The sequence below is a fragment of the Extensimonas perlucida genome (assembly GCF_007655255.1).
Classification (GTDB): domain Bacteria; phylum Pseudomonadota; class Gammaproteobacteria; order Burkholderiales; family Burkholderiaceae_C; genus Extensimonas; species Extensimonas perlucida.
The window spans coordinates 1-18,838 of the sequence record NZ_VMYE01000027.1; the positions used below are offsets into that span (position 1 = coordinate 1).

Annotated in this window: 19 protein-coding genes; 8 read left to right on the forward strand and 11 right to left on the reverse strand. The window is 63.3% G+C overall.

The genetic code is table 11. The annotated features are described in order from the left end of the window. The first annotated feature begins 845 nt into the window (after window positions 1-845). Entirely contained in the window at window positions 846-1,019 is a 174-nt protein-coding gene (locus tag FK527_RS17295; protein WP_186298453.1) for a hypothetical protein, read from the forward strand. 111 nt (window positions 1,020-1,130) lie between these two features. Here the strand turns inward: FK527_RS17295 and FK527_RS15710 are convergent, their stop codons facing one another. From FK527_RS15710 to FK527_RS15760, 11 genes are all read right to left on the reverse strand, one after another. Continuing rightward, window positions 1,131-1,400 carry a cytochrome C oxidase subunit IV family protein gene (locus FK527_RS15710; protein ID WP_144735417.1) on the reverse strand — a complete coding sequence of 90 codons (270 nt, stop codon included), beginning with the start codon at window positions 1,398-1,400 and terminating at the stop codon, window positions 1,131-1,133. A 12-nt stretch (window positions 1,401-1,412) separates the two neighbouring features. Then, window positions 1,413-1,976 (reverse strand): cytochrome c oxidase subunit 3, encoded by a 564-nt coding sequence (locus tag FK527_RS15715; protein WP_144735419.1) that lies wholly within the window; start codon window positions 1,974-1,976, stop codon window positions 1,413-1,415. Window positions 1,977-1,978: 2 nt separating this feature from the next. Continuing rightward, window positions 1,979-3,580 (reverse strand): cytochrome D1 domain-containing protein, encoded by a 1,602-nt coding sequence (locus FK527_RS15720; RefSeq protein WP_144735501.1) that lies wholly within the window; start codon window positions 3,578-3,580, stop codon window positions 1,979-1,981. Window positions 3,581-3,596: 16 nt separating this feature from the next. After that, on the reverse strand, window positions 3,597-4,826 hold the full coding sequence (gene nirJ, locus FK527_RS15725) for a heme d1 biosynthesis radical SAM protein NirJ (protein WP_144735421.1): 1,230 nt from the start codon (window positions 4,824-4,826) through the stop codon (window positions 3,597-3,599). Window positions 4,827-4,832: 6 nt separating this feature from the next. Next, window positions 4,833-5,315 carry a siroheme decarboxylase subunit beta gene (gene ahbB, locus FK527_RS15730; protein ID WP_144735436.1) on the reverse strand — a complete coding sequence of 161 codons (483 nt, stop codon included), beginning with the start codon at window positions 5,313-5,315 and terminating at the stop codon, window positions 4,833-4,835. Continuing rightward, complete coding sequence (locus FK527_RS15735) at window positions 5,302-5,802, reverse strand: Lrp/AsnC family transcriptional regulator (protein WP_144735438.1); 501 nt, start codon at window positions 5,800-5,802, stop codon at window positions 5,302-5,304. Before FK527_RS15735 ends, ahbB (FK527_RS15730) begins: the two co-directional genes overlap by 14 nt. Next, on the reverse strand, window positions 5,786-6,847 hold the full coding sequence (gene ahbB, locus FK527_RS15740) for a siroheme decarboxylase subunit beta (protein ID WP_186298456.1): 1,062 nt from the start codon (window positions 6,845-6,847) through the stop codon (window positions 5,786-5,788). Before ahbB (FK527_RS15740) ends, FK527_RS15735 begins: the two co-directional genes overlap by 17 nt. Window positions 6,848-6,850: 3 nt before the next feature. After that, complete coding sequence (locus tag FK527_RS15745; RefSeq protein ID WP_144735440.1) at window positions 6,851-8,053, reverse strand: cytochrome D1 domain-containing protein; 1,203 nt, start codon at window positions 8,051-8,053, stop codon at window positions 6,851-6,853. Then, the gene (locus FK527_RS15750) at window positions 8,050-8,391 is read right to left on the reverse strand and encodes a c-type cytochrome (protein ID WP_425460458.1); all 342 of its coding nucleotides are present in this window, start codon (window positions 8,389-8,391) and stop codon (window positions 8,050-8,052) included. Before FK527_RS15750 ends, FK527_RS15745 begins: the two co-directional genes overlap by 4 nt. 12 nt (window positions 8,392-8,403) lie before the next feature. Continuing rightward, a complete protein-coding gene (locus FK527_RS15755; protein WP_144735442.1) occupies window positions 8,404-8,718 on the reverse strand; it encodes a c-type cytochrome in 315 nt (104 codons plus the stop codon). A 97-nt stretch (window positions 8,719-8,815) separates the two neighbouring features. Next, window positions 8,816-10,537 (reverse strand): cytochrome D1 domain-containing protein, encoded by a 1,722-nt coding sequence (locus FK527_RS15760; protein WP_144735445.1) that lies wholly within the window; start codon window positions 10,535-10,537, stop codon window positions 8,816-8,818. A 275-nt stretch (window positions 10,538-10,812) separates the two neighbouring features. Between FK527_RS15760 and cobA the strand changes: the two genes are divergently transcribed. The 7 genes from cobA (at window position 10,813) to FK527_RS15795 (ending at window position 18,833) form a co-directional block, all read left to right on the forward strand. Then, entirely contained in the window at window positions 10,813-11,646 is an 834-nt protein-coding gene (cobA, locus tag FK527_RS15765; RefSeq protein WP_144735447.1) for a uroporphyrinogen-III C-methyltransferase, read from the forward strand. 64 nt (window positions 11,647-11,710) lie between these two features. Next, the gene (gene rng / locus FK527_RS15770; RefSeq protein ID WP_144735449.1) at window positions 11,711-13,198 is read left to right on the forward strand and encodes a ribonuclease G; all 1,488 of its coding nucleotides are present in this window, start codon (window positions 11,711-11,713) and stop codon (window positions 13,196-13,198) included. Between the two features lie 256 nt (window positions 13,199-13,454). Continuing rightward, the gene (locus FK527_RS15775) at window positions 13,455-14,831 is read left to right on the forward strand and encodes an undecaprenyl-phosphate glucose phosphotransferase (RefSeq protein ID WP_222116166.1); all 1,377 of its coding nucleotides are present in this window, start codon (window positions 13,455-13,457) and stop codon (window positions 14,829-14,831) included. A gap of 113 nt (window positions 14,832-14,944) precedes the next feature. Continuing rightward, the gene (locus tag FK527_RS15780) at window positions 14,945-15,430 is read left to right on the forward strand and encodes a hypothetical protein (RefSeq protein WP_144735453.1); all 486 of its coding nucleotides are present in this window, start codon (window positions 14,945-14,947) and stop codon (window positions 15,428-15,430) included. A gap of 90 nt (window positions 15,431-15,520) precedes the next feature. Beyond that, window positions 15,521-16,087 carry a polysaccharide biosynthesis/export family protein gene (locus FK527_RS15785; RefSeq protein WP_144735455.1) on the forward strand — a complete coding sequence of 189 codons (567 nt, stop codon included), beginning with the start codon at window positions 15,521-15,523 and terminating at the stop codon, window positions 16,085-16,087. A 14-nt stretch (window positions 16,088-16,101) separates the two neighbouring features. Then, complete coding sequence (locus FK527_RS15790; RefSeq protein WP_144735457.1) at window positions 16,102-17,238, forward strand: hypothetical protein; 1,137 nt, start codon at window positions 16,102-16,104, stop codon at window positions 17,236-17,238. An 11-nt stretch (window positions 17,239-17,249) separates the two neighbouring features. Further along, window positions 17,250-18,833: a GumC family protein gene (locus FK527_RS15795; RefSeq protein ID WP_144735459.1), complete on the forward strand. Its 1,584-nt coding sequence runs from the start codon at window positions 17,250-17,252 to the stop codon at window positions 18,831-18,833. Window positions 18,834-18,838: the final 5 nt, after the last annotated feature.

The window sequence follows — 18,838 nt, forward strand, 5'->3', positions numbered from 1 at the left end:
CAAGCTCAGGCAGGCCACCGAGACACACATGCAGATGCTGCACGATAACCCTGAGCGGGTGCGTTCTTACTTCGAGGACCCGCGGGTGAGCTATGCCGCAGAGCAAAACTTAGTTGCCGGGTGAATAGGAGCCTGTCGGACTTTGGAATCGTCGGCTGCGAATGCGCCGCAGCGGCCCATTTTTACCGTCTTCTTGCCCCATAGCACCACTATGGGGCTGCGAATCCGGCAAAAACTGGCCTCGCCGGGGCGCCTTCTCGCTATCGACGCCCAAAGTCCGACAGGCTCCTAGTGCAGTGTTTGATGCTTGATGCGACAAATAAAACCGATGGATTTTTGGTCTGGGCAAGGCGCAAACCGCAGCGATACTGGGTGGTATCGCGAGGACTTGTAACGCGGCCCGGGCCGAAAAGACGCGGTTTTATGTCGCAGATAGCGTCGAACACTGCACTAGATTGTCCATTAGGCGGTGCTACGCACCTACGCGGGCGCTGGCGGACGGCTGCCGGTCATTTTGGCCGCTGCTTCGGCGTCCATGGCACCAGCCATGGACTTCTCACCAGCGACCAAACTGCCGCGCCAGCCGCTTCGCCATCATCCCGCGTCCTCATGAAAAATCTGGGTTGAAAGCGCCCGCCGCAAGAGTCATCGTGGATCGTTGCGTCTCATGCGATTTAGGCAGTTTGTGCTGGCGAGGTAAGCACATGCAGCTATTGAAATAATAGGAATTTTCCGGGCGAAATTGGAATCTGACCCCAATTTCGGAGGCCGCATGGCTTGTCATGTCCATGCCACAGCGGGATGTCATCTTCAGCGCATTTCATCCACATCGCCAGCAATCGTCCATGCGCAAGGAACAAGCCGTGGCCTCGCTCGGGCAGCAGTCGTTGCTGCTGCCGACCTGGGTCAAGGCGGCTCGGGTCGCCAATGACAGGCTCAAGCTCTACCTCACTTTGTTGCAGTCTGCCGCCCAGCATGCGGCGGCGCCCGATACTTCCGTGCCCGATTGGGTGGCATGAGCTCGCGCATGAAGGCCTGCTGGATGCCGCCTGGCTGCCGGAGCTCGTGAAAAGCGCGTATTTTGACGACGGGCGCATGGTCATGCGCCACCAGGACAAGCTGAGGGCGCGTCAGAGCACCACGCCAAACACGGCGATCAGCGCGAGCACTACGGCCAGCCAGCCCAGCACTGCACGCCGCCACAGCGCAGGGGCGCGGCGCAGTTCCATGTAGTCCAGCGCAATCAGCGCGCCTTTGCAGGCGGCCAGTGCCAGCACTGCGAGCGTCGCAGCCGTGCCCAGGTGCTGGCCTTTGGCGGCGGCACCTTCGCCCAGCCACCAGCTGGCGAGCGTGGCCAGCGCGAGCAGCGCAAAAGTCAGGTCGGCCCGGGTGAAACGCATGCGGGGGCTCCTTCAGCGGATGACGTAAACCAGCGGGAACAGCACCATCCACAGCAGATCCACCATGTGCCAGAACACCGCGCCCGAGGCCGGGGCCATGTGGCTGGCGCGGCCGTAGGCGCCGCTGCGCGCCTTGTGCCAGAGCACGGCGAACACGATGGCGCCCACGAGCACGTGCAGGTAGTGAAAGCCGGTGAGCAGGGTGTAGAGCAGCGTGAAGGCGTTGGTGGCCCAGTCGAAGCCGGCCTGCACCTTGCCCGCGAATTCGAACGACTTGACGAGCAAAAAGCCGACAGCAGCGGCCAGCGCCGCCAGCAGCCAGTGGGCTCCGGTGCGGCCCCGGTCGGCCTCGAAGGCACGCACCGCACGCACGGCGGCCCAGCTGGCCGTGACCAGCAGCAGGGTGTTGAGCGCGCCGGTGTGCAGGCTCAGCGTGGCCTGCCCCTGTGCAAACACCTCGGGCTCGCGCCAGCGCGCTACCGCGAACGAGGCGAACAGCAGGCCGAAGGTCAGCAGCTCGGCCAGCACCAGCAACCAGACCATGCCGTCGCCGGCGAGGCGTGGTTCCTCAGGCATAGTCAATGCGAAGTCCCCTCGGAGCGTGTGATCTTGTTCCATACGTTGTATTTGCCCACGGGTTTGCACATGGGCAGGCGCTTGACTTCCTTGAAGGTCGCCGCGTCATAGACGATGAGGGCGCCGTCCAGTTCCCACACGCTGGCCAGTGCGTATTTGCCATCCTTGGTGAATTCGATGTGCGCGAGCGTCTTGCCGGGCTCTTTCACCGTGGCAACGGGCTTGAGCGTGGCCTTGTCGATGATGGTCAGCGTGTCTTTGGCGGTGGGGCTCATCATCGAGTCGGTCCAGGCGTAGGGCGTGGCTTCGTGGCTGCGCAGGAAGAAGCCGGGCCCGGGCGTGGGGATGGTGGCGACGGGTTTCCAGGTCTGCATGTCGATCACGTCGATGGCACCGCCCTTGAGGTTGGGGCTGGCCAGCACGGTGCTGCCGTTCCAGGCAAAAGTGATGCCCGAGCCCAGGTGCGGCATGCCGGCAATCGGCAGGTCGGCGATCTTGCGGCGCGCGTCGAGATTCACCACCTGCGCGGTGGCTGCGCCGTCGCCAGACTTCGGGCGCGTGGCGCCCAGCACGTTGCGGTAGCTCTGGTCGAAGAAGAAGTCGTCCAGCGGTTCTTCCAGCGGCGTGCGGCGCACGCCAAGGAAACCGGGCTTGGCAATGGCCTCGCCCATTTTGTAGTCGTGCACGTAGCCGTCGAAGATCGGCGCTGCCTTGGGGTCGTAGGAAATCTCCCAGAGTTCGGGGATGTCCTTGAGCGCGACCACGAAGCTCTTGCGCGGCGCGGCGTCATACACGGCCGAGACGCGCGAGCTCGTCTTGCCGTCCAGCGTGGCGGCGCGGTAGGTCTGACGCAGGTGGAGGTCGGCGTCGAACAGGGCCAGGGTGTGCGGCAGGTAGTTGGCGGCCATGACCCACCGACCGTCGCCGCTGACCGCGACGTTGCGCATGTTCAGGCCGGCGCGCACCTCGGCCACGACGCGCAAGCGCCACAGGTCGTACTTGGTGATCCAGCCGTCGCGCGAGCCGAAATACACATAACGGCCATCGGGCGAGAACTTCGGCCCGCCGTGCAGCGCGAAGCGGCTCGCAAAGCGCGCAATGACTTCGAAACGGTCGCCATCGACCAGGCTCACGTGGTGGTCACCGCCCTCGACGACCACGAACAGGTTCATCGGGTCGGCATGCCAGAGGGGTTGGGCCGGCTCGCCCTTGGGCGCTTCGGTGAAGGTGCGCGAGGCGCGGATGTCCTCGTCGCCCCAGCGCGGCGCGGGTTGCACCGGCGTGCGAATGTACGCGGCCAGGGCTGCGATCTCGGCGGCGCCGAGCTGCTCGGCAAAGGCGGGCATCTGCGTGGCCGGGCGGCCCTGGGCGATGACTTGCGCCGCTTCGGCCGGGCGCAGGCGCTCCAGGCTTTCTGGCAGCAGCGCCGGGCCCATGAGGCCGGTGCGCTGCGTGCCGTGGCAGCTGGCGCAGTGCTGCTGGTACAGCGCCTTGGCATCGACGGTGGGCGACGATGTCTGCGCACCTGCTGGACTCAGACCAAGGGCACACAGGCCGGCGAGCAGCGCAGCGCGGGCAAGGCCGGCCAGGTACAGCCGAAGCATCCGTTCGCTGGCGTGTTCACGCATGGTTCACTTCCTTCAGCACGATGGTCGCACGCCGTGGCGCAGCCCTTGCCGCGCCCGCCGGCAGGCCGATCTCCTCGTCGCTCAGGTAGCAGCCCGGATCTTCGGCCCAGGGGTTGCCGGTGAGTTGCTGGGCACGGGTGCGGGTGTTGCCGTTGCAAATTGCCAGGTATTGGCACTGCGCGCAGCGGCCTTCGACCGGGCGCGGGCGCTGCTTGAGCCCGGCCATGAGCGGATCGCGCGTGTCCCTCCAGATCTGCGAGAAGGGGCGGGCGCGCACATTGCCCAGACCATAGTGCCACCACATGGTGTCGGGGTGCACCTCGCCAAGGTTGTCGATGTTGGCCACGTTCACGCCGCTGCTGTTGCCGCCCCAGGCCTGCAGGCGTGCGCGCAGGGGTTCGGCCCAGCGCGCAAAGCGTGCCGCCACCCACTGCAGCAGGTAGGGGCCATCGGCGTCGTTGTTGCCGGTCACGTACTCCTCGTCCCGCCCGTCGCGGGCAGCCTGCCAGGCGCGCTCGTACAAGCGGTCGAGCGCCGCGCGCGTGGCCTGGAACTGCGCGTCCTTGCCGCGGTGGATGTTGCCGCGGCCGGCATAGTTCAGGTGCGAGAAGTAGAACTTGTCCACCTGCTCCTGGCGCATCAGGTCGAGCAGCGGTTCGAAGTCGTGCGCGTTGAGCGCCGTCATGGTGTAGCGCAGCCCGACCTTGACGCCGCGCGCGCGCAGCAGGCGCAGCGCCGCGAGGCTGCGCTCGAAGGCGCCCTCCAGCCGGCGGAACTTGTCATGCGTTTCGCGCAGGCCATCGAGGCTGATGCCCACGTAGTCGAAGCCCTGCGCGGCGATGCGGTCGGCCAGCGCGTGGTCTATCAGCGTCCCGTTGCTTGAGAGGCCGACGTAAAAGCCCATGTGCTTGGCGCGCGCGGCAATGTCGAACAGGTCGGGGCGCATCAGCGGCTCGCCGCCCGAGAGGATGAGCACCGGCACGCCAAAGGCTTTGAGGTCGTCCATGACGGTAAACACCTCGTCGCGCGAGAGTTCACCCGCGTAGTCGTGGTCGGCTGAGAGCGCATAGCAGTGCTTGCACGTCAGATTGCAGGGGCGGATCAGGTTCCAGATCACGACGGGGCCGGGCGGGCTTGCACTGCCGCGGCGGCTGGGGGCGGGCCATTGCCCAGTCTGTTCGGCTTGCGCGAGCTCGCGCAGGTATTGGCTGATGCGCAGCATGGTTCTTCAGCTTTCGGAGATGCGCAGACCGGTCTTCTTGAGGATCGCGGTCGAATAGAGGATGTCGTGCGCGCGGCAGGCCGTGCCCAGCAGTGCAGCCACCTGCTGCGCCTGGGCCTCGACCTCGGCGCGCGAGCGGCCGTGCAGCATGGCGAACAGGTTGTACGGCCACACAGGCAGGCGGCGCGGCCGGCGGTAGCAGTGGCTCACGAAGGGCAACTGGCCCACGCGGTCGCCAAGCGCGTCCACGCGCTCGTCGGCCACGTCCCAGACGCTCATGCCGTTGGCGGTGAAGCCAAGGCGGTAGTGGTTGGGCACGGCGCCGATGCGGCGGATCAGGCCGGCGTCGAGCATGGCCTGCAAACGCGCGCACACCTGCTCGCCGCTGATGCCCAGGGCCGCGCCCACGGCCTCGTAGGGCCGGCGCACCAGCGGCAGGCCCGACTGCGTGGCCTGGATGATGCGACGGTCCAGTTCATCGAGCGCCATGGGGATCTCCGGGCAGCAGGGGCAGGCGCAGTTCGACGAAGAACTCGCGCTCTTTCGGAAAGGCGTACACCGGCAAACCAGTCATGGCTTCGATGCGCGCGATCAGCGGGTCTATCTGCACCGCCGATTCGACGGCGATCACGAACCACATGTTCAGCGGCGTGGCGCCGGGCTGCTCGGGGTGGGCCGATTCGCGCCGGTAGTTGTGGGCGATCTCGGGCAGCGCGCCCAGCTGCGCAGCCACGGATGCGAAGCGGTCTTCGGGCACCGCCATGGCCGCCAGCACGAAGCGGCCACCGGCGCGTTCGATCTGGAACAGCGGGCCGAAGCGGGTCAGGTCGCCGTGGGCCAGCAGGCCTTGCAGGCGGTCGATCAGCGTGTCCTCGCTGCAGCCGAGCTGCTGGGCGACGGCGGCAAACGGTCGGTCGCAGAGTGGAAAACCACCGTGCAGCCGGTCTATCAGGCGCAGGTCATAGTCCGAGGGCATGGGGCACCTCCTGCATAGGGGCGGCAGCAGGGGCGTCCGCCCAGCCGCGAAAACGGCGCGCGCCGGTCTGCTTGAAGCGCCGGGTGGAAAACAGCACCGCGCGCGGATGGCGTGCCAGGCCCGCGGCCTGCGTTACGCGCTCGATCACGGCGAGCACAGCGCTGCGGTTCTTGCCGTGCACCATGGCGTACAGGTTGTAGGGCCAGCCGTCGGCGCGCGTGCGGCGGTAGGCCAGGGTCACGCCCGCCTGCTCGGCCAGCGCCTGGCCGCACACGTCCACCAGCGCGTCGGGGACGTCGAAAACGGTCATGGCGTTGGCGTCGAAGCCAAGCTCATGGTGGCGCACCACGATGCCAAAGCGCTGCAGCCGGCCTTCGGCCAGCCAGCGCCGCAGTTGCGCTGTCACGGCGTCTTCGTCCATGCCCGTCTCGCGACCCCAGGCCGCGAATGGCCGCTCGATGAGCGGCAGACCTGCTTCCACGCGCTGCGCCAGGGGCCACAGCGCGGCGGGCAGCGGTTGCGGGGACGGGAGCGCAGCCGGGTTGGCTGTGGGGCTGCCTGCCGGACGGCGCATCGGGCGCGGGGCCGTGGTGCCGCGCAGATCGAAGCCGAGGTCGATGCGGTAGGGCCTGAGCATGCGCAGGCGCAGCGCGGGCAAACCTGTCGCGCGCTCAAGCTCGGCCACGCCTGCCTCCACTGCCTCGGCGTGGGTACCGGTCATCACGAACCAGAGGTTGTAGCGGTGCTCGCGCAGGTAGTTGTGGTTGACGCCCGGATGGGCCGACACCAGCGCGGCCACCGGTTCTATCCGCGCAGCGGGCACGGCCATCGTCGCGAGCACTGCATCGCCGCCCGCGCCATGGGCGAACACGCCGCCGATGCGGCTGATGCGCCCATCGTGCTGCGCTTGGGCGAGGGTGCGCAGCACGACGCTGCGCTCCAGGCCGGTAGCATCGGCGAGCACGCCGAAGGGGGCGGCGCACAGCGGAAAGTCGTGCTGCCAGTCGTTGAGCAGGCGCCAGCGAGCGTCGATGGAAGCGTCCATGGCTCAAAAACCCATGCGCGCGGCACGCGCGGTGAAGAAGATGCCGCTGGGTGCGGGTACTTGAAGGCGCGCCAGGGTGGTGAAATTGCGCGTGTCGATCACGCTGACGCGGTTGTCGTCGCGGCTGCTGATCCAGACGGTGTCGCTGCGCGGCGTGAATTCCATGTGCAGCACGGCCTTGCCCGGCGCGAGCGTCTGCACGATATGCCGGGTTTGGGTGTCTATGACCTGCACGCGGTGGTAGTCGGGCACGGCGAAGTTGACCCACACCTGGCGGCCATCGGGCCGCGCCATCACGAACACCGGCTGGCCTGCGACCGGAATGCGGCCCACTTCCTGCCAAGTCTCGGTATCGACCACGAGCACCTCGTGCCGACCAATGGCGGGCAGGTAAGCGCGCCGCCCGGCCACGGCCCAGCCGCGCAGGTGCGGCATTTTGTAAACCGGCAGCGGCGCCTGGCCCTTGCCGTAGCCGCCGAGAATGCGGCGCACCGTCGGCTTGTCGGCCCAGAGGTCGAGCAGCGCGAGGCCGTCCTCGCCGAACAGCCCGGCGATGTAGTAGCGGCCGTCGGGTGTGACCAGCGCGTCGTAGGGCTGGTGTCCTATGCCGTCGAAGCGTTGCGTGTGGGGGTTTTTCGGGTCTGCACAGTCGGTGATCCAGATCGCGTCGGCGTCAAACAGGCTGTAGGCAAAGCGCCGGCCCGGCAGATCGACCAGGCCCACCACGCGGGACAGCTTGCCCGGCGCATAGGCGGCAGGCACGTCGGCCACCAACTCCAGCGTGTGCGCATCGAACACCTTGATGCCGCCGGGCGTGTAATTTTGCGCCGCCACCAGCGAGCCATCGTCGCTGATCGCGCCGCCGATCGCATTGCCGGCCTGCATCACGCGGCGCACCAGACGCTGGCCCAGCAGGTCGATCATGGACAGGCCACCGTCGCGGCCGAATACATAGGCGTAGCGCCCGTCGCGCGAAAACACGACCGAGGCGTGGGAGAGGTCGCCGAGCCCGGGCACTTCGCCGATCAGGGTGCGGGCCGTGGTATCTGCGAGGTAGAGCGTGCCATTGGCGCGGCCGACCACCACGCCCAGGTCGCCGGTGCCGCGCAGCGCCGGCGTGGCGCAGCCGGCCAGTGTGCCGAGGGCGCCGAGGGCGGCGAAAGTAGGCAGTGCGGCTACGGTGGCCAGCCATTCACGGCGTTTCATGGTGTGTGCGGTTCTTCAGGAAAGCCCTGCTGCAATTGCAGCGCGATCCAGCGGGCCTCGGGCTCGCTGAGCATGGCCTGCCAGGGCGGCATGGGGGTGCCGGGCCGGCCGTGGACTATCACGGCCACCAGGCTGTCCAGCGGCCGTTCGGCCATGGCCTCGCGGGTGAGCGCGGGGCCCAGGCCGCCCGTCAGGCGCATGCCGTGACACGAGCCACAGTCCTGCCGCACCATGCGCACCAGCTCGCGCGAGCGGGCGGCATCGGGCGCGGTCTGCGCCGAGGCCAACATGGGCCCGAGCAGCAGCGCGGACAGGACAATGGCAGCGCGCACCGGCATGGCTTGCTCCGATCAGGACTTGAGGATGGATGCGATCACCTCTTTGAGCTCGGTGTCGCTGATCTTGTCCGGGCCGTTGGGCGACATCGGAATCGGGCCGAAGGAGCCCGAGCCCCCCTTGCGCACCTTGTCGAACAGCTTGGCCGACGCATCCTGGTCCTTGTATTTGACCGCGATATCCTTGAACGATGGGCCGACCAGCTTCTTGTCCTTGGCATGGCAGGCCATGCATCCGGCCTTGTTCAGCGTGGCATCGGCATCCGCGAACGCCGCGCCCGAGGCACAGACTGAGGCCACGGCGACCAGCAGGGGAATCAACTGCTTCATGAGAATCTCCAAAAAAGCGCAACGAGGCGGCTTGGCTTGCACCCTGGGCGCGGTGACATCGACAGGGCCGGGCCACGCGCACCCAGGGGATGGGAGGTCAATACACGTCGTGCTGCGTGTTGTAGACGTTGAAGTGGCCCGTGGGAGTGATCAGGCGCGGGTCCTTGATCACGGCCTTGAGCTTGAGCGTCTTGTCGTCCACGACGACGATGGCGCTTTGCTTGTTTTTGGCGCTCCATACCGAGAACCAGACCTCGTCGCCGGCCTTGTTGAATTCCGGCTGCACCACACGCTTGGCGCCGTCGTCCTTGAGGTCGGCCCACTCGGCGATGGGCAGCACGGTATAGCCCTTGTCCAGGTTCTTGATGTCGTACACCGCCACCGACTGCGAGATCTTCGGATCGGGGTTCAGCGGTGTGTCCGAGTAAAGGTGCTGGCTCTTGGGGTGGCTCTTGATGAAGAGCGCCCCGCCACCCTGGCCCTTGAGCTCGGCCACCTTCTTGAAGGCATATTCCTTATGCTTGATGGGGTCGGTGCCGATCAGCGAAATGGTCTCGTCACCCAAGTGGCCCGTGGACCACACAGGGCCGTATTTCGGGTGTACGAAGTTTGCGCCACGGCCCGGGTGCGGGATTTTGCCCACTTCGATCAGCTTGGTCAGCTTGCCTTCCTTGAGGTCCACAGCGGCGATCTTGTTGGACTGGTTGGCGGCCACCATGAAGTAGCGGCCAGTCGAGTCCAAGCCACCGTCGTGCAGGAAACGCGCGGTGCCTATGGTCGTCACTTTCAGCGCGTCGAGGTCGGAGTAATCGACCAGCAGCGTCTGGCCGGTTTCCTTGACGTTCACCACGAACTCGGGCTTGTAGTGCGACGCGACGATGGAGGCCACGCGCGGCTCGGGGTGGTACTCCTGCTTGTCCACGGTGTTGCCGCGCGTGGAGACGATCTTCAGCGGCTCCAGCGTGTCGCCCCTCATGATCACGTACTGCGGCGGCCAGTAGCTGCCCGCAATGGCGAACTTGTCTTCGTAGCCCTTGAACTTGGAGGTGTCCACCGAGCGGGCTTCGAGGCCGATGCGGATCTCGGCCACGTTGTCGGGCTTTTCCATCCACAGGTCGATCATGTTGATCTTCGCGTCGCGGCCGATCACGAACAGGTAGCGCCCCGAGGCCGACATGCGCGAGATGTGCACTGCATAGCCGGTCTTGACGATGTTGATGATCTGCTTGGTGTCGCCGTCGATCAGCGCCACCTCGCCGGTGTCACGCAGCGTGGTCGAGAAGATGTTGCTGATGTTGTAGTTGTTCATCTTTTTCGTCGGCCGCTTTTCCGGCGGGACGATGATCTTCCAGGTCTGCTTCATGTCCGCCATGCTGAACTCGGGTGGTGTCGGAGGGTCCTGCTGGACGTAGCGCGCCATCAGGTCCACTTCCTTCTCGCTCATCTCGCCGCTGGTCTGCCAGTTGGGCATGCCCGCAGGCGAGCCATACGCGATGAAGACCTTGAGGTAGTCTGTGCCCTTGCTGAGGGTGATGTCCGGCGTCAGCGGCTTGCCCGTGGCGCCTTTGCGCAGCACGCCGTGGCAGCCCGCGCAGCGCTCAAAATACATTTTGCGGGCTTGCTCGAACTCGGCCTGCGTCATCGCCGGCGCCTTGGGGTTTGTGCTCTGGTACATGGGCACGTCCGCTAACGGCGAACTGCCGGCCTGGTAGTTCTTTTCGGCTTCTTCGACGGCTTTGCCGCTCTGGGCCATGGCGGTGGCCGATGCCAGGGCGGCAGCCGCTAGTGCGACCAACCTGGCAATTCTTTTCGTGGTCATTGTGGGTCCTCTGCGTCAGGGATCAGCACATGGATGTGACCCCTGCGGATGCTGGGGCACTTCTCGCGAGGTCGCTGTCCATTCCCTCTTCTTGCGAGCAAGGGCATCGTCCCGTAGGCTGGCCTGGCTGTCCTTGAACTGGTTCAAGGACGCCCGCGGGCGTGCCGCCGAACAATGCGTGCAGGTGGCGGCGGATGAGCCGGGCCGTTGGGATGCGCAGCGTACAGCGTTGCTGCAACACCGCCCCGCCACGATGCCGACAAAGAAAGGCCGTCATGAATTTCATCGAAGACGCACGCTGGTTTCACACCCCGCCGCGTGAGGAGTGCGCAGGCGCCCCCGTTGCCCCCGGGCGCGTGACGCTGGTGGGCGCGGGGCCAGGCGACCCCGAACTGCTCACGCTGCGCGCCGTCAAGGCGCTGCGCGGCGCGCGTCTGGTGCTGTACGACCACCTCGTCGGCAAAGAGGTGCTGCGTTACGTGGCCGAAGATGCCGACCTGATCTACGTGGGCAAGGAGTCCTCGCACCACACGCTGCCGCAGGAGTCCATCATCGACCTGATGGTGCGCCTGGCGCGCAGCGGCCGCCCGGTGGTGCGGCTCAAGGGCGGCGACGGCTTTATCTTCGGCCGTGGCGGCGAGGAGGCGCAGGCCCTGGCCGCAGCGGGCATCCCGTTCGAGGTGGTGCCCGGCATTACGGCGGCCCAGGGTGCCGGCGCCTGCGCCGGAATCCCGCTCACGCACCGCGACCACGCTGCAACGCTGGTGTTCGCCAGCGGCCACCTGCGCGGTGACAACGAGGTGGCACTCGATTGGGAGCTGTTGGCGCGCCCGCGCCAGACCGTGGTGATCTACATGGGCATGGGCACACTGCCCACCATCAGCGCCGAGCTGCTGCGCCACGGTCTGCCCGGCGAAACGCCCGCGGCACTGGTCGAACAGGCCTCGCTGCCCACGCAGCGCTGCATCACCGGCACGCTGCAGACATTGCCGGCGCTCGCGCAGCAGCACCGGGTGCGTCCGCCCGCGCTCATCATCATCGGCGGCGTGGTGGCGTTGCAGCCGCAACTACTGCAAGGTATGCACGCAATGCCGGCGCCAATGGATTGATCTCTTGCCGCCCGGGGCGGAAGGCTTTGAGGCATCATGACTGCCTCACAACATTCCGCCCCCCATGCAACAAGACATCCTCATCAACTGGTCGCCACAAGAGACGCGCGTCGCGGTGGTCGAAAGCGGCGCCGTGCAGGAGCTGCATATCGAGCGCCCGCTCGAGCGTGGCTTGGTGGGCAACATCTACCTCGGCAAAGTCTCGCGCGTGCTGCCCGGCATGCAATCGGCCTTTATCGACATCGGCCTCGAGCGCGCAGCCTTTTTGCACGTGGCCGACGTCTGGCAGCGCCCCGCCGAAGGCGATGCCGTGCCCTGGGTGCGCAAGGGCGAGGCGCAGTTGCCGATCGAAAAGCAGGTGTTCGAAGGCCAGGCGCTGATGGTGCAGGTCATCAAGGACCCGATAGGCACCAAGGGCGCGCGCCTCTCGACGCAGATCAGCATCGCGGGGCGGCTGCTGGTGTTTCTGCCGCAGGACGAGCACGTGGGCGTGTCGCAAAAAATCCCCGCGGCCGAGCGCGATGCGCTGCGTGCACGCCTGCAGGCGCTCGTGGGCGACCAGGCGAGCGGCGGCGGAGGCGGCTTCATCCTGCGCACCAACGGAGAGGATGCGAGCGACGCTGAGCTCGCCGAAGACATCGCCTACCTGCGCAAGACCTGGGCGCGCATCAAGGCGTCCGCGCTCGAGCAGCCGCCGCGCTCGCTGCTGCACCAGGACTTGGACTTGCTGCAGCGTGTGCTGCGCGACCTGGCGAGCGAGCACACGCAAAGCATACGCATAGACTCGCACGAGCAATTCCAGCGCCTGCGCGCCTTCGGGCGCGAGTTCATGCCCGCGGCCGCGGCCAAACTGCAGCACTACAAGGGCGAGCGGCCCATCTTCGACCTTTATGCGATCGACGACGAAGTGGCGCGCGCGCTCGGGCGGCGCGTCGATCTCAAGTCGGGCGGCTACCTCGTCATCGACCAGACCGAGGCGCTCACCACTATCGACGTGAACACCGGCGGCTATGTGGGTGCGCGCAATTTCGACGACACCATTTTCAAGACCAATCTCGAGGCCGCGCAGGCCATCGCGCGCCAGCTGCGCCTGCGCAACCTAGGTGGCATCGTGATCGTGGACTTCATCGACATGGTGCGCGAGGACCACCGGCAGGCCGTGCTGGGTGAGCTGCGCAAACAGCTCGCGCGCGACCGCGTCAAAACCACGGTGAGCGGCTTTTCACAACTGGGCCTGGTCGAAATGACGCGCAAGCGCACGCGCGAGTCGCTCGCGCAGCTGCTGTGCGAGCCCTGCGCCGCCTGCGCGGGCCGCGGCAGCGTGAAAACCGCGCGCAGCGTGTGCTACGACATCCTGCGCGAAATCCTGCGCGAGGCGCGCCAGTTCAACCCGCGCGAGTTCCGCGTCGTCGCGCCGCCGCGCGTGGTGGAGCTCTTTCTCGACGAGGAAAGCCAGCACCTCGCGGGCTTGTCCGACTTCATCGGCAAACCGATCTCGCTGCAGGCCGAAAGCGCGCTCGGGCCCGAACAGTACGATATCGTGTTGCGGTGAGCACCGGGGTGGGCCCAGTTGCTGAGGCGGTTGGGCATGTTCACCAGCTCTTCGACCCATGGCCCTACCATGGCTTTACCATGGCCGACGTACCCTCAACCCGCTTTGCCGGAATGCATTTTGCTTATAACGGGCAAGGTTCGCGGGCAAAGCGCGCTGTCAACAAGCATCAAGCCCACAGATTTTCGTTTGCCCCATGAGTTTTTCGTACAGTTCGCAACGCTCCCTGCTCCAACGTCGCAACAGCATGACGCGCATGCTGCAGACCTTGCTGGACGGCGTCGCAGTGCTTGGCATCGCCTACTTCCTCATCGTGCGCCACATAGGGACTGTGACGGCGGAATACACCGTCTTCGTTCTTTTGCTCATGGGCACGTTGGCTGTGGTCTATGACCACTACGGTATCTACCGCAGCAATGCGAACTTCACGCGCAAGGCGCTCAATCTGTTCAATGCCTGGTCTCTGACCTTCTTGGTCGTGGTCTTGCTTGGCTTCCTGACCAAAAATGCCGGCCAATTCTCTCGGCTGGTGGTGGGCGAGCTGTATGTTGCCGGCTATGGGGCGCAGTTGGTTTTGCATCTGCTGGTTTGGGTGGTGCAAGTCAATTTCATGCAGCGGCTGCAGGCGGAGCGCGTCATCATCGTAGGCTCAGGGCGCCTGGCCAACTACCTGCAGGGAAAGATCAGCAACAACCCCTGGCTGAATCAGCAGGTGGTGGGCTGTGTCGCCTTGTCCGACGACAAGGCGGATGAAGCGCAGAGCGCGGAGGCCGAAACGCAAGCCGTCAACCGGCGCATGCAACAGTTGGGCCGTCTGGAGCAGTTGCCCAAGCTGATTGAGCAACACAAGGTCAGCATCGTTTATTTCGCCATTCCCCTGGACGCCTCGGAGATTTTGGAGAGTCTGTACTTCAAGCTGCTTGAGCAGCACGTGGCGATCCACTGGGTGCCCGATATTTTCTCCTTGCGGTTGGTCAACCACAGCGTGCGCGAGATCGCGGGGCTGCCCGTCATCGCTTTGTCCGAAACGCCCCTCACGGGCACTCGACTGGCGCTCAAGTCGCTGGAGGATCTGGTCTTGTCCAGCCTGATCCTGCTGGCCATTGCGCCGCTGCTTTTAGTGATTTCGCTCGCCGTGAAGCTCGACAGCCCCGGCCCCGTGTTCTTCCGGCAGGCCCGCAACGGCTGGAACGGCAAAACCTTCAGAATCTGGAAGTTCCGCAGCATGTACGTGCATCAGCCTGAAGGCGCAGTCCTCAAGCAGGCCGAGAAAGACGACCCGCGCGTCACCCGCGTAGGCCGCTTCATACGGCGCACCAGCCTTGACGAGCTGCCGCAGATTTTCAACGTGCTCGCGGGCGACATGTCCCTGGTGGGGCCGCGCCCCCACGCAGTGCAGCACGACGCCGAATACTCCCAGCGCATCAGTGACTACATGGCGCGCCACAACATCAAGCCCGGCATCACCGGCCTGGCCCAGGTGCGGGGCTTCCGCGGCGAGACGCGCGACCTGGAGCAGATGGCGCTGCGCATCGAATCGGACATCGAATACATCAACCATTGGTCTGTTTGGCTAGATCTCTCCATCCTGTTGCGCACCCTGGTCGCCTTTACGGGCAAGAACGCTTACTGACGCGCCGCATCCTCCTCCCTCGGTCGATAGTCCTTACGGATCATTGGCGTGGTCGGTGCGAAGGCTTACGCTAAGGCCATCAACTTTTCAACCAACTTTTTGCCGAGGGGTGCATGATGAAACTGAACAAATTACTAGGTGCGGGCGTTTTTTGCCTTGGTGCGCTGCTTGCGTCGGCCGCGCACGCGGATACGTACACTGTCACAAATATGGGGGAGCCTGTGGATGTGACCAGTGATTTCGCCGGGTCAAAAACGTTAGATACAGATTATTTGAGTCTGGCCAACGCTGGCTTTGTGACTTTTCTGCATGTGATTGTTACCCCCCAGGATGCAGAGCAGAAAATGAGTTATACGCTTACAAATACGGCAAATCTCATGGAAACCTTCAAATTTGATCTGCTCGCTGCCGGTACAAAATTTTCTACTGCAATGTCTGCAGGATTGTGGAGGATGGACGTTGTTAATATGGACAACACATTCCCTGCGGCAGGTGCAGGTACCACGCGCGTTTCTGCGGTGCCGTTGCCAGGTGCGGCGCTGCTTTTTGGCTCGGGCCTGCTGGGTTTCCTGGGGCTTGCCAATCGCCGCAAAGTCTAAGAACAAATTTGGGACAGGGGAAAAAGGGGCATCAAGCCCCTTTTTTTGTTGCTAGAATGAATTTCATTATTTTTGCTTGAGGGGCGATCGATGTCTGTGCTGCGTTTTGTGGCCCGTCTTTGGGCTTTGGCATTGCTGTGCGCCAGCGTAGGGGCGCACGCGGACAGTGTGCCGTACAAGCTCCATTCGGGCGACACCTTGCTGGTGGCGGTGTGGCGGGAGGAGGCTTTGCTGAAAGAAGTGCGGGTGTTGCCAGACGGAAGCATTACTTTCCCGCTTGTCGGGCGTGTGGAGGTGGTGGGGCTGGGGTCAGAAGAGGTGGAGCGGCGCATAGCCGACAAGCTCAAGCCCTTCATTCCCGATGCCGTCGTTTCCGTCGTCATCACTGGCATTGAAGGCAACCGGGTGTATGTGATCGGTAAGGTGCTCAAACCCGGCCCTGTGGTGCTCAATGCCCCCGACACCACAGTGTTGCAGGCGCTGAGCCAGGTGGGCGGCCTGGATCGCTTTGCCGACGGCAATGCAGTAAAGGTATTGCGGGCGACCCCGCAGAACGGCGTTCAACTGCTGCCTGTGCGCCTGAACGACTTGCTCAAAGGATCGGAGCTATCGACCAACGTGACGCTGCAGCCCGGTGACACCATATTGGTGCCTTAACTGAAGAATTAAGGGTGTCGATCAACGTGCGTCGCTGCCGCTCCGGATTCGTTCTTGCGGTCTTGCTGTGTGGGCAGGTGCCGCTGGCTTGTGCATCGGGGCCCGCGCAACAGTCGGTTTCCATGCCCGCGGAGGTCGAGTTCGACTCGAACCCGCGGTTAGCCCAAGGCAATGCGAGCAGCGCTGTGCGCTACCGCCTGAGGCCACAATACAGCTACACCTACCACGTCGATGACGCCAACGAGTGGTCAGCGGTGTTGGGGGCTAATCTCGAGCGCAGCAACAATACCCAGGTCAGCGCCAATCGCCAGGATCCATCCGTCGAACTAAAGTGGCAGCAAGAAACGCCCACCTCTTCGTGGGGGCTGAATGCCAATTACTCAAAAGCATCGACACGCACTACCGAATTCGATCAAACCGGCACCGTGACTGCCGACCGCACCCAGACCAACCGTAGCGTAGGCGCAAACTTTGGCAAATACCTGACGGAGCGCTGGATGGCGAGTGGCGCAATCAACCAGCAATGGGTTGATTATGATACCGATGCCTTGGTTTCCTACAGAAATGCATCGGTAAACGGGGGGGTGTCTTACGATTTGGCAGCCAGCGAAAAGCTGAGTGTCTTTTTTTCAGGGGGCCATTATTCCCCATCTGCAAATAATTTTGTTCTGGCTCGATCGTCCAGTAGCCTGGGGCTGATGTTTGGATATATCGGTGCCCTATCGGATAAATTCGACTGGAGCGTTCAGGCAGGAAAGATAAAAATCACTGGCCTGGATGCGGGTTATTATTTCCAGGGGAAAATGCAAGTCAATTATAAAGGGGATTATGCGAGTGGCGGTGCTAGTTTTAATCGCAGTGCGGTCGCGGGTGGCCAAACGGGTGGTCTGACTGTAAGTAATTCTCTGCGGCTGCAAACGCGCATCGAGGTTGCAGAACGTACTGCTATCGATTTTTTTTACACTCTAACGAAAAATGCTGGCTACAATGGTGGCAGGACGAATAGCATGGGGGCAAACTATGTGTTTCAAATTTCACCTTTCTGGCGCCTGAATTTTAACGTTCAGCGCAAGACAGCGGATCAACGCGCTGGCTATGCTGGTGCCAATGTGGTGGGGATTGGCCTCAATTATACCCATCCAGATTTTTAAAATTCAATAGCATGCAGTCTGATTATCAGCTTTCTCTGCGCGACTACATTGGTATTGTGCGACGGCGGGGCGTACTGATTATTGCCGTATTTGGCGGTGTCTTTGCCTTGGCGGTTGTGGTTGCCATTATGATGCCGCCGGTGTACCAGTCCACAGGTACCATCATGGTGGAGTCCCAACAGATCCCAACGGATTTGGTGCAGGCTACGGTTACCAGTTATGCCGACGAGCGTATCGAGGTTATCAAGCAGCGTGTCATGACGCGCGACAATCTCTTTCGCATTGCAAAGAAATATGAGCTTTTTGCGGATGCTGGATTAACTTTTACCCCCTCTGAAGCAGTGGATGAGATGCGCAGCCGCATTAGCGTTGAATTGGTGAATGCCAACGTGCAAGCGCGGCAGCGTGCCACCATTGCTTTCAAGGTCTCCTTTGAACACCGGCGTCCAGATTTGGCGCAGCGCGTGGCCAATGAGTTGGTCACACTTTTTTTGGATGAAAATGTCAAAGTACGCACCGAGCGGGCCACGCAAACCACTGCGTTTTTGACCCAAGAGGCCGATAAATTACGTGCTGACCTTGAAAAATTAGAAAGTCAGATAGCAACCTATAAAATGCAGCATGGCGGTGCATTGCCCGACAATATGACGCTTACGATGAATAGTGTGCAGCGAATGGAAACAGAGTTGCGCGATACGGAGCGTGACCAGCGTGCTGCCCAAGATGAGTTGCGTGGACTGGAGATCGAATTGGCAAGTGCCAAGGCAGGTATTGGCATACCAGGTTCCGCGGGGGCACAAAATGCTCAGCAAGAATTGGTGAAGGCGCGCGCCGATCTGGCACGTGTTGCGGCAATTTATACTGAAAACCATCCCGACGTGCGTGCACTCAAGCGCAAAATTGAAGTTTTGGAGAAAACGGTCGCGGAAGAAAAAGGTGTCGGTTCAGGCGGGAGTGGCGAAATAAATTCTGCAGCAGACTTGCAGGTGGCGCGACTTGAATCACGCGTAGCTTTTTTGCGCTCGCAAATCAGCCTATTGGATAAGCAGCAAGCCAGCCTGCGCGGAAAAATTGGTCAATTGGAAGGACAGATGTTGCAGGCGCCGCAAGTGGAGCGTGGGTTGGCCGACCTTCTGCGTGATCAGGAAACCGCGCGCCGCAAATACGAGGAAATTCGATCCAAACAAATGTCTGCGCAAGTGGCAGAAAATCTTGAGGATGAGCAAAAAGCTGAACGATTCACTCTGCTCGAACCTCCGCTGGCGCCTGATGTCCCGATTAAGCCAAATCGCAAAAAAATGATTGCCCTTGGGTTTTTTCTTGCAGCCGCATGTTCGGCCGGGGTTGTCATATTGCTGGAAACACTCAATGGCCGTGTGCGTGGGGTAGAGGCGGTGGCCGCCATTGTAGGGCAGCGGCCCATCGTCACCATTCCATACATTACAGTGGCGGCAGAATTGCAGCAGCGGCGGAAAATAATGGTGCGCGTCGGTATTGCGGTGGCGGTGATTGTTCCACTGTCGCTTCTTGCGGTGCATTTTCTTTACATGCCCCTGGACATGGTTTTGTCCAAGGTGTTGCTTCGCTTGAGTTAAGGTGG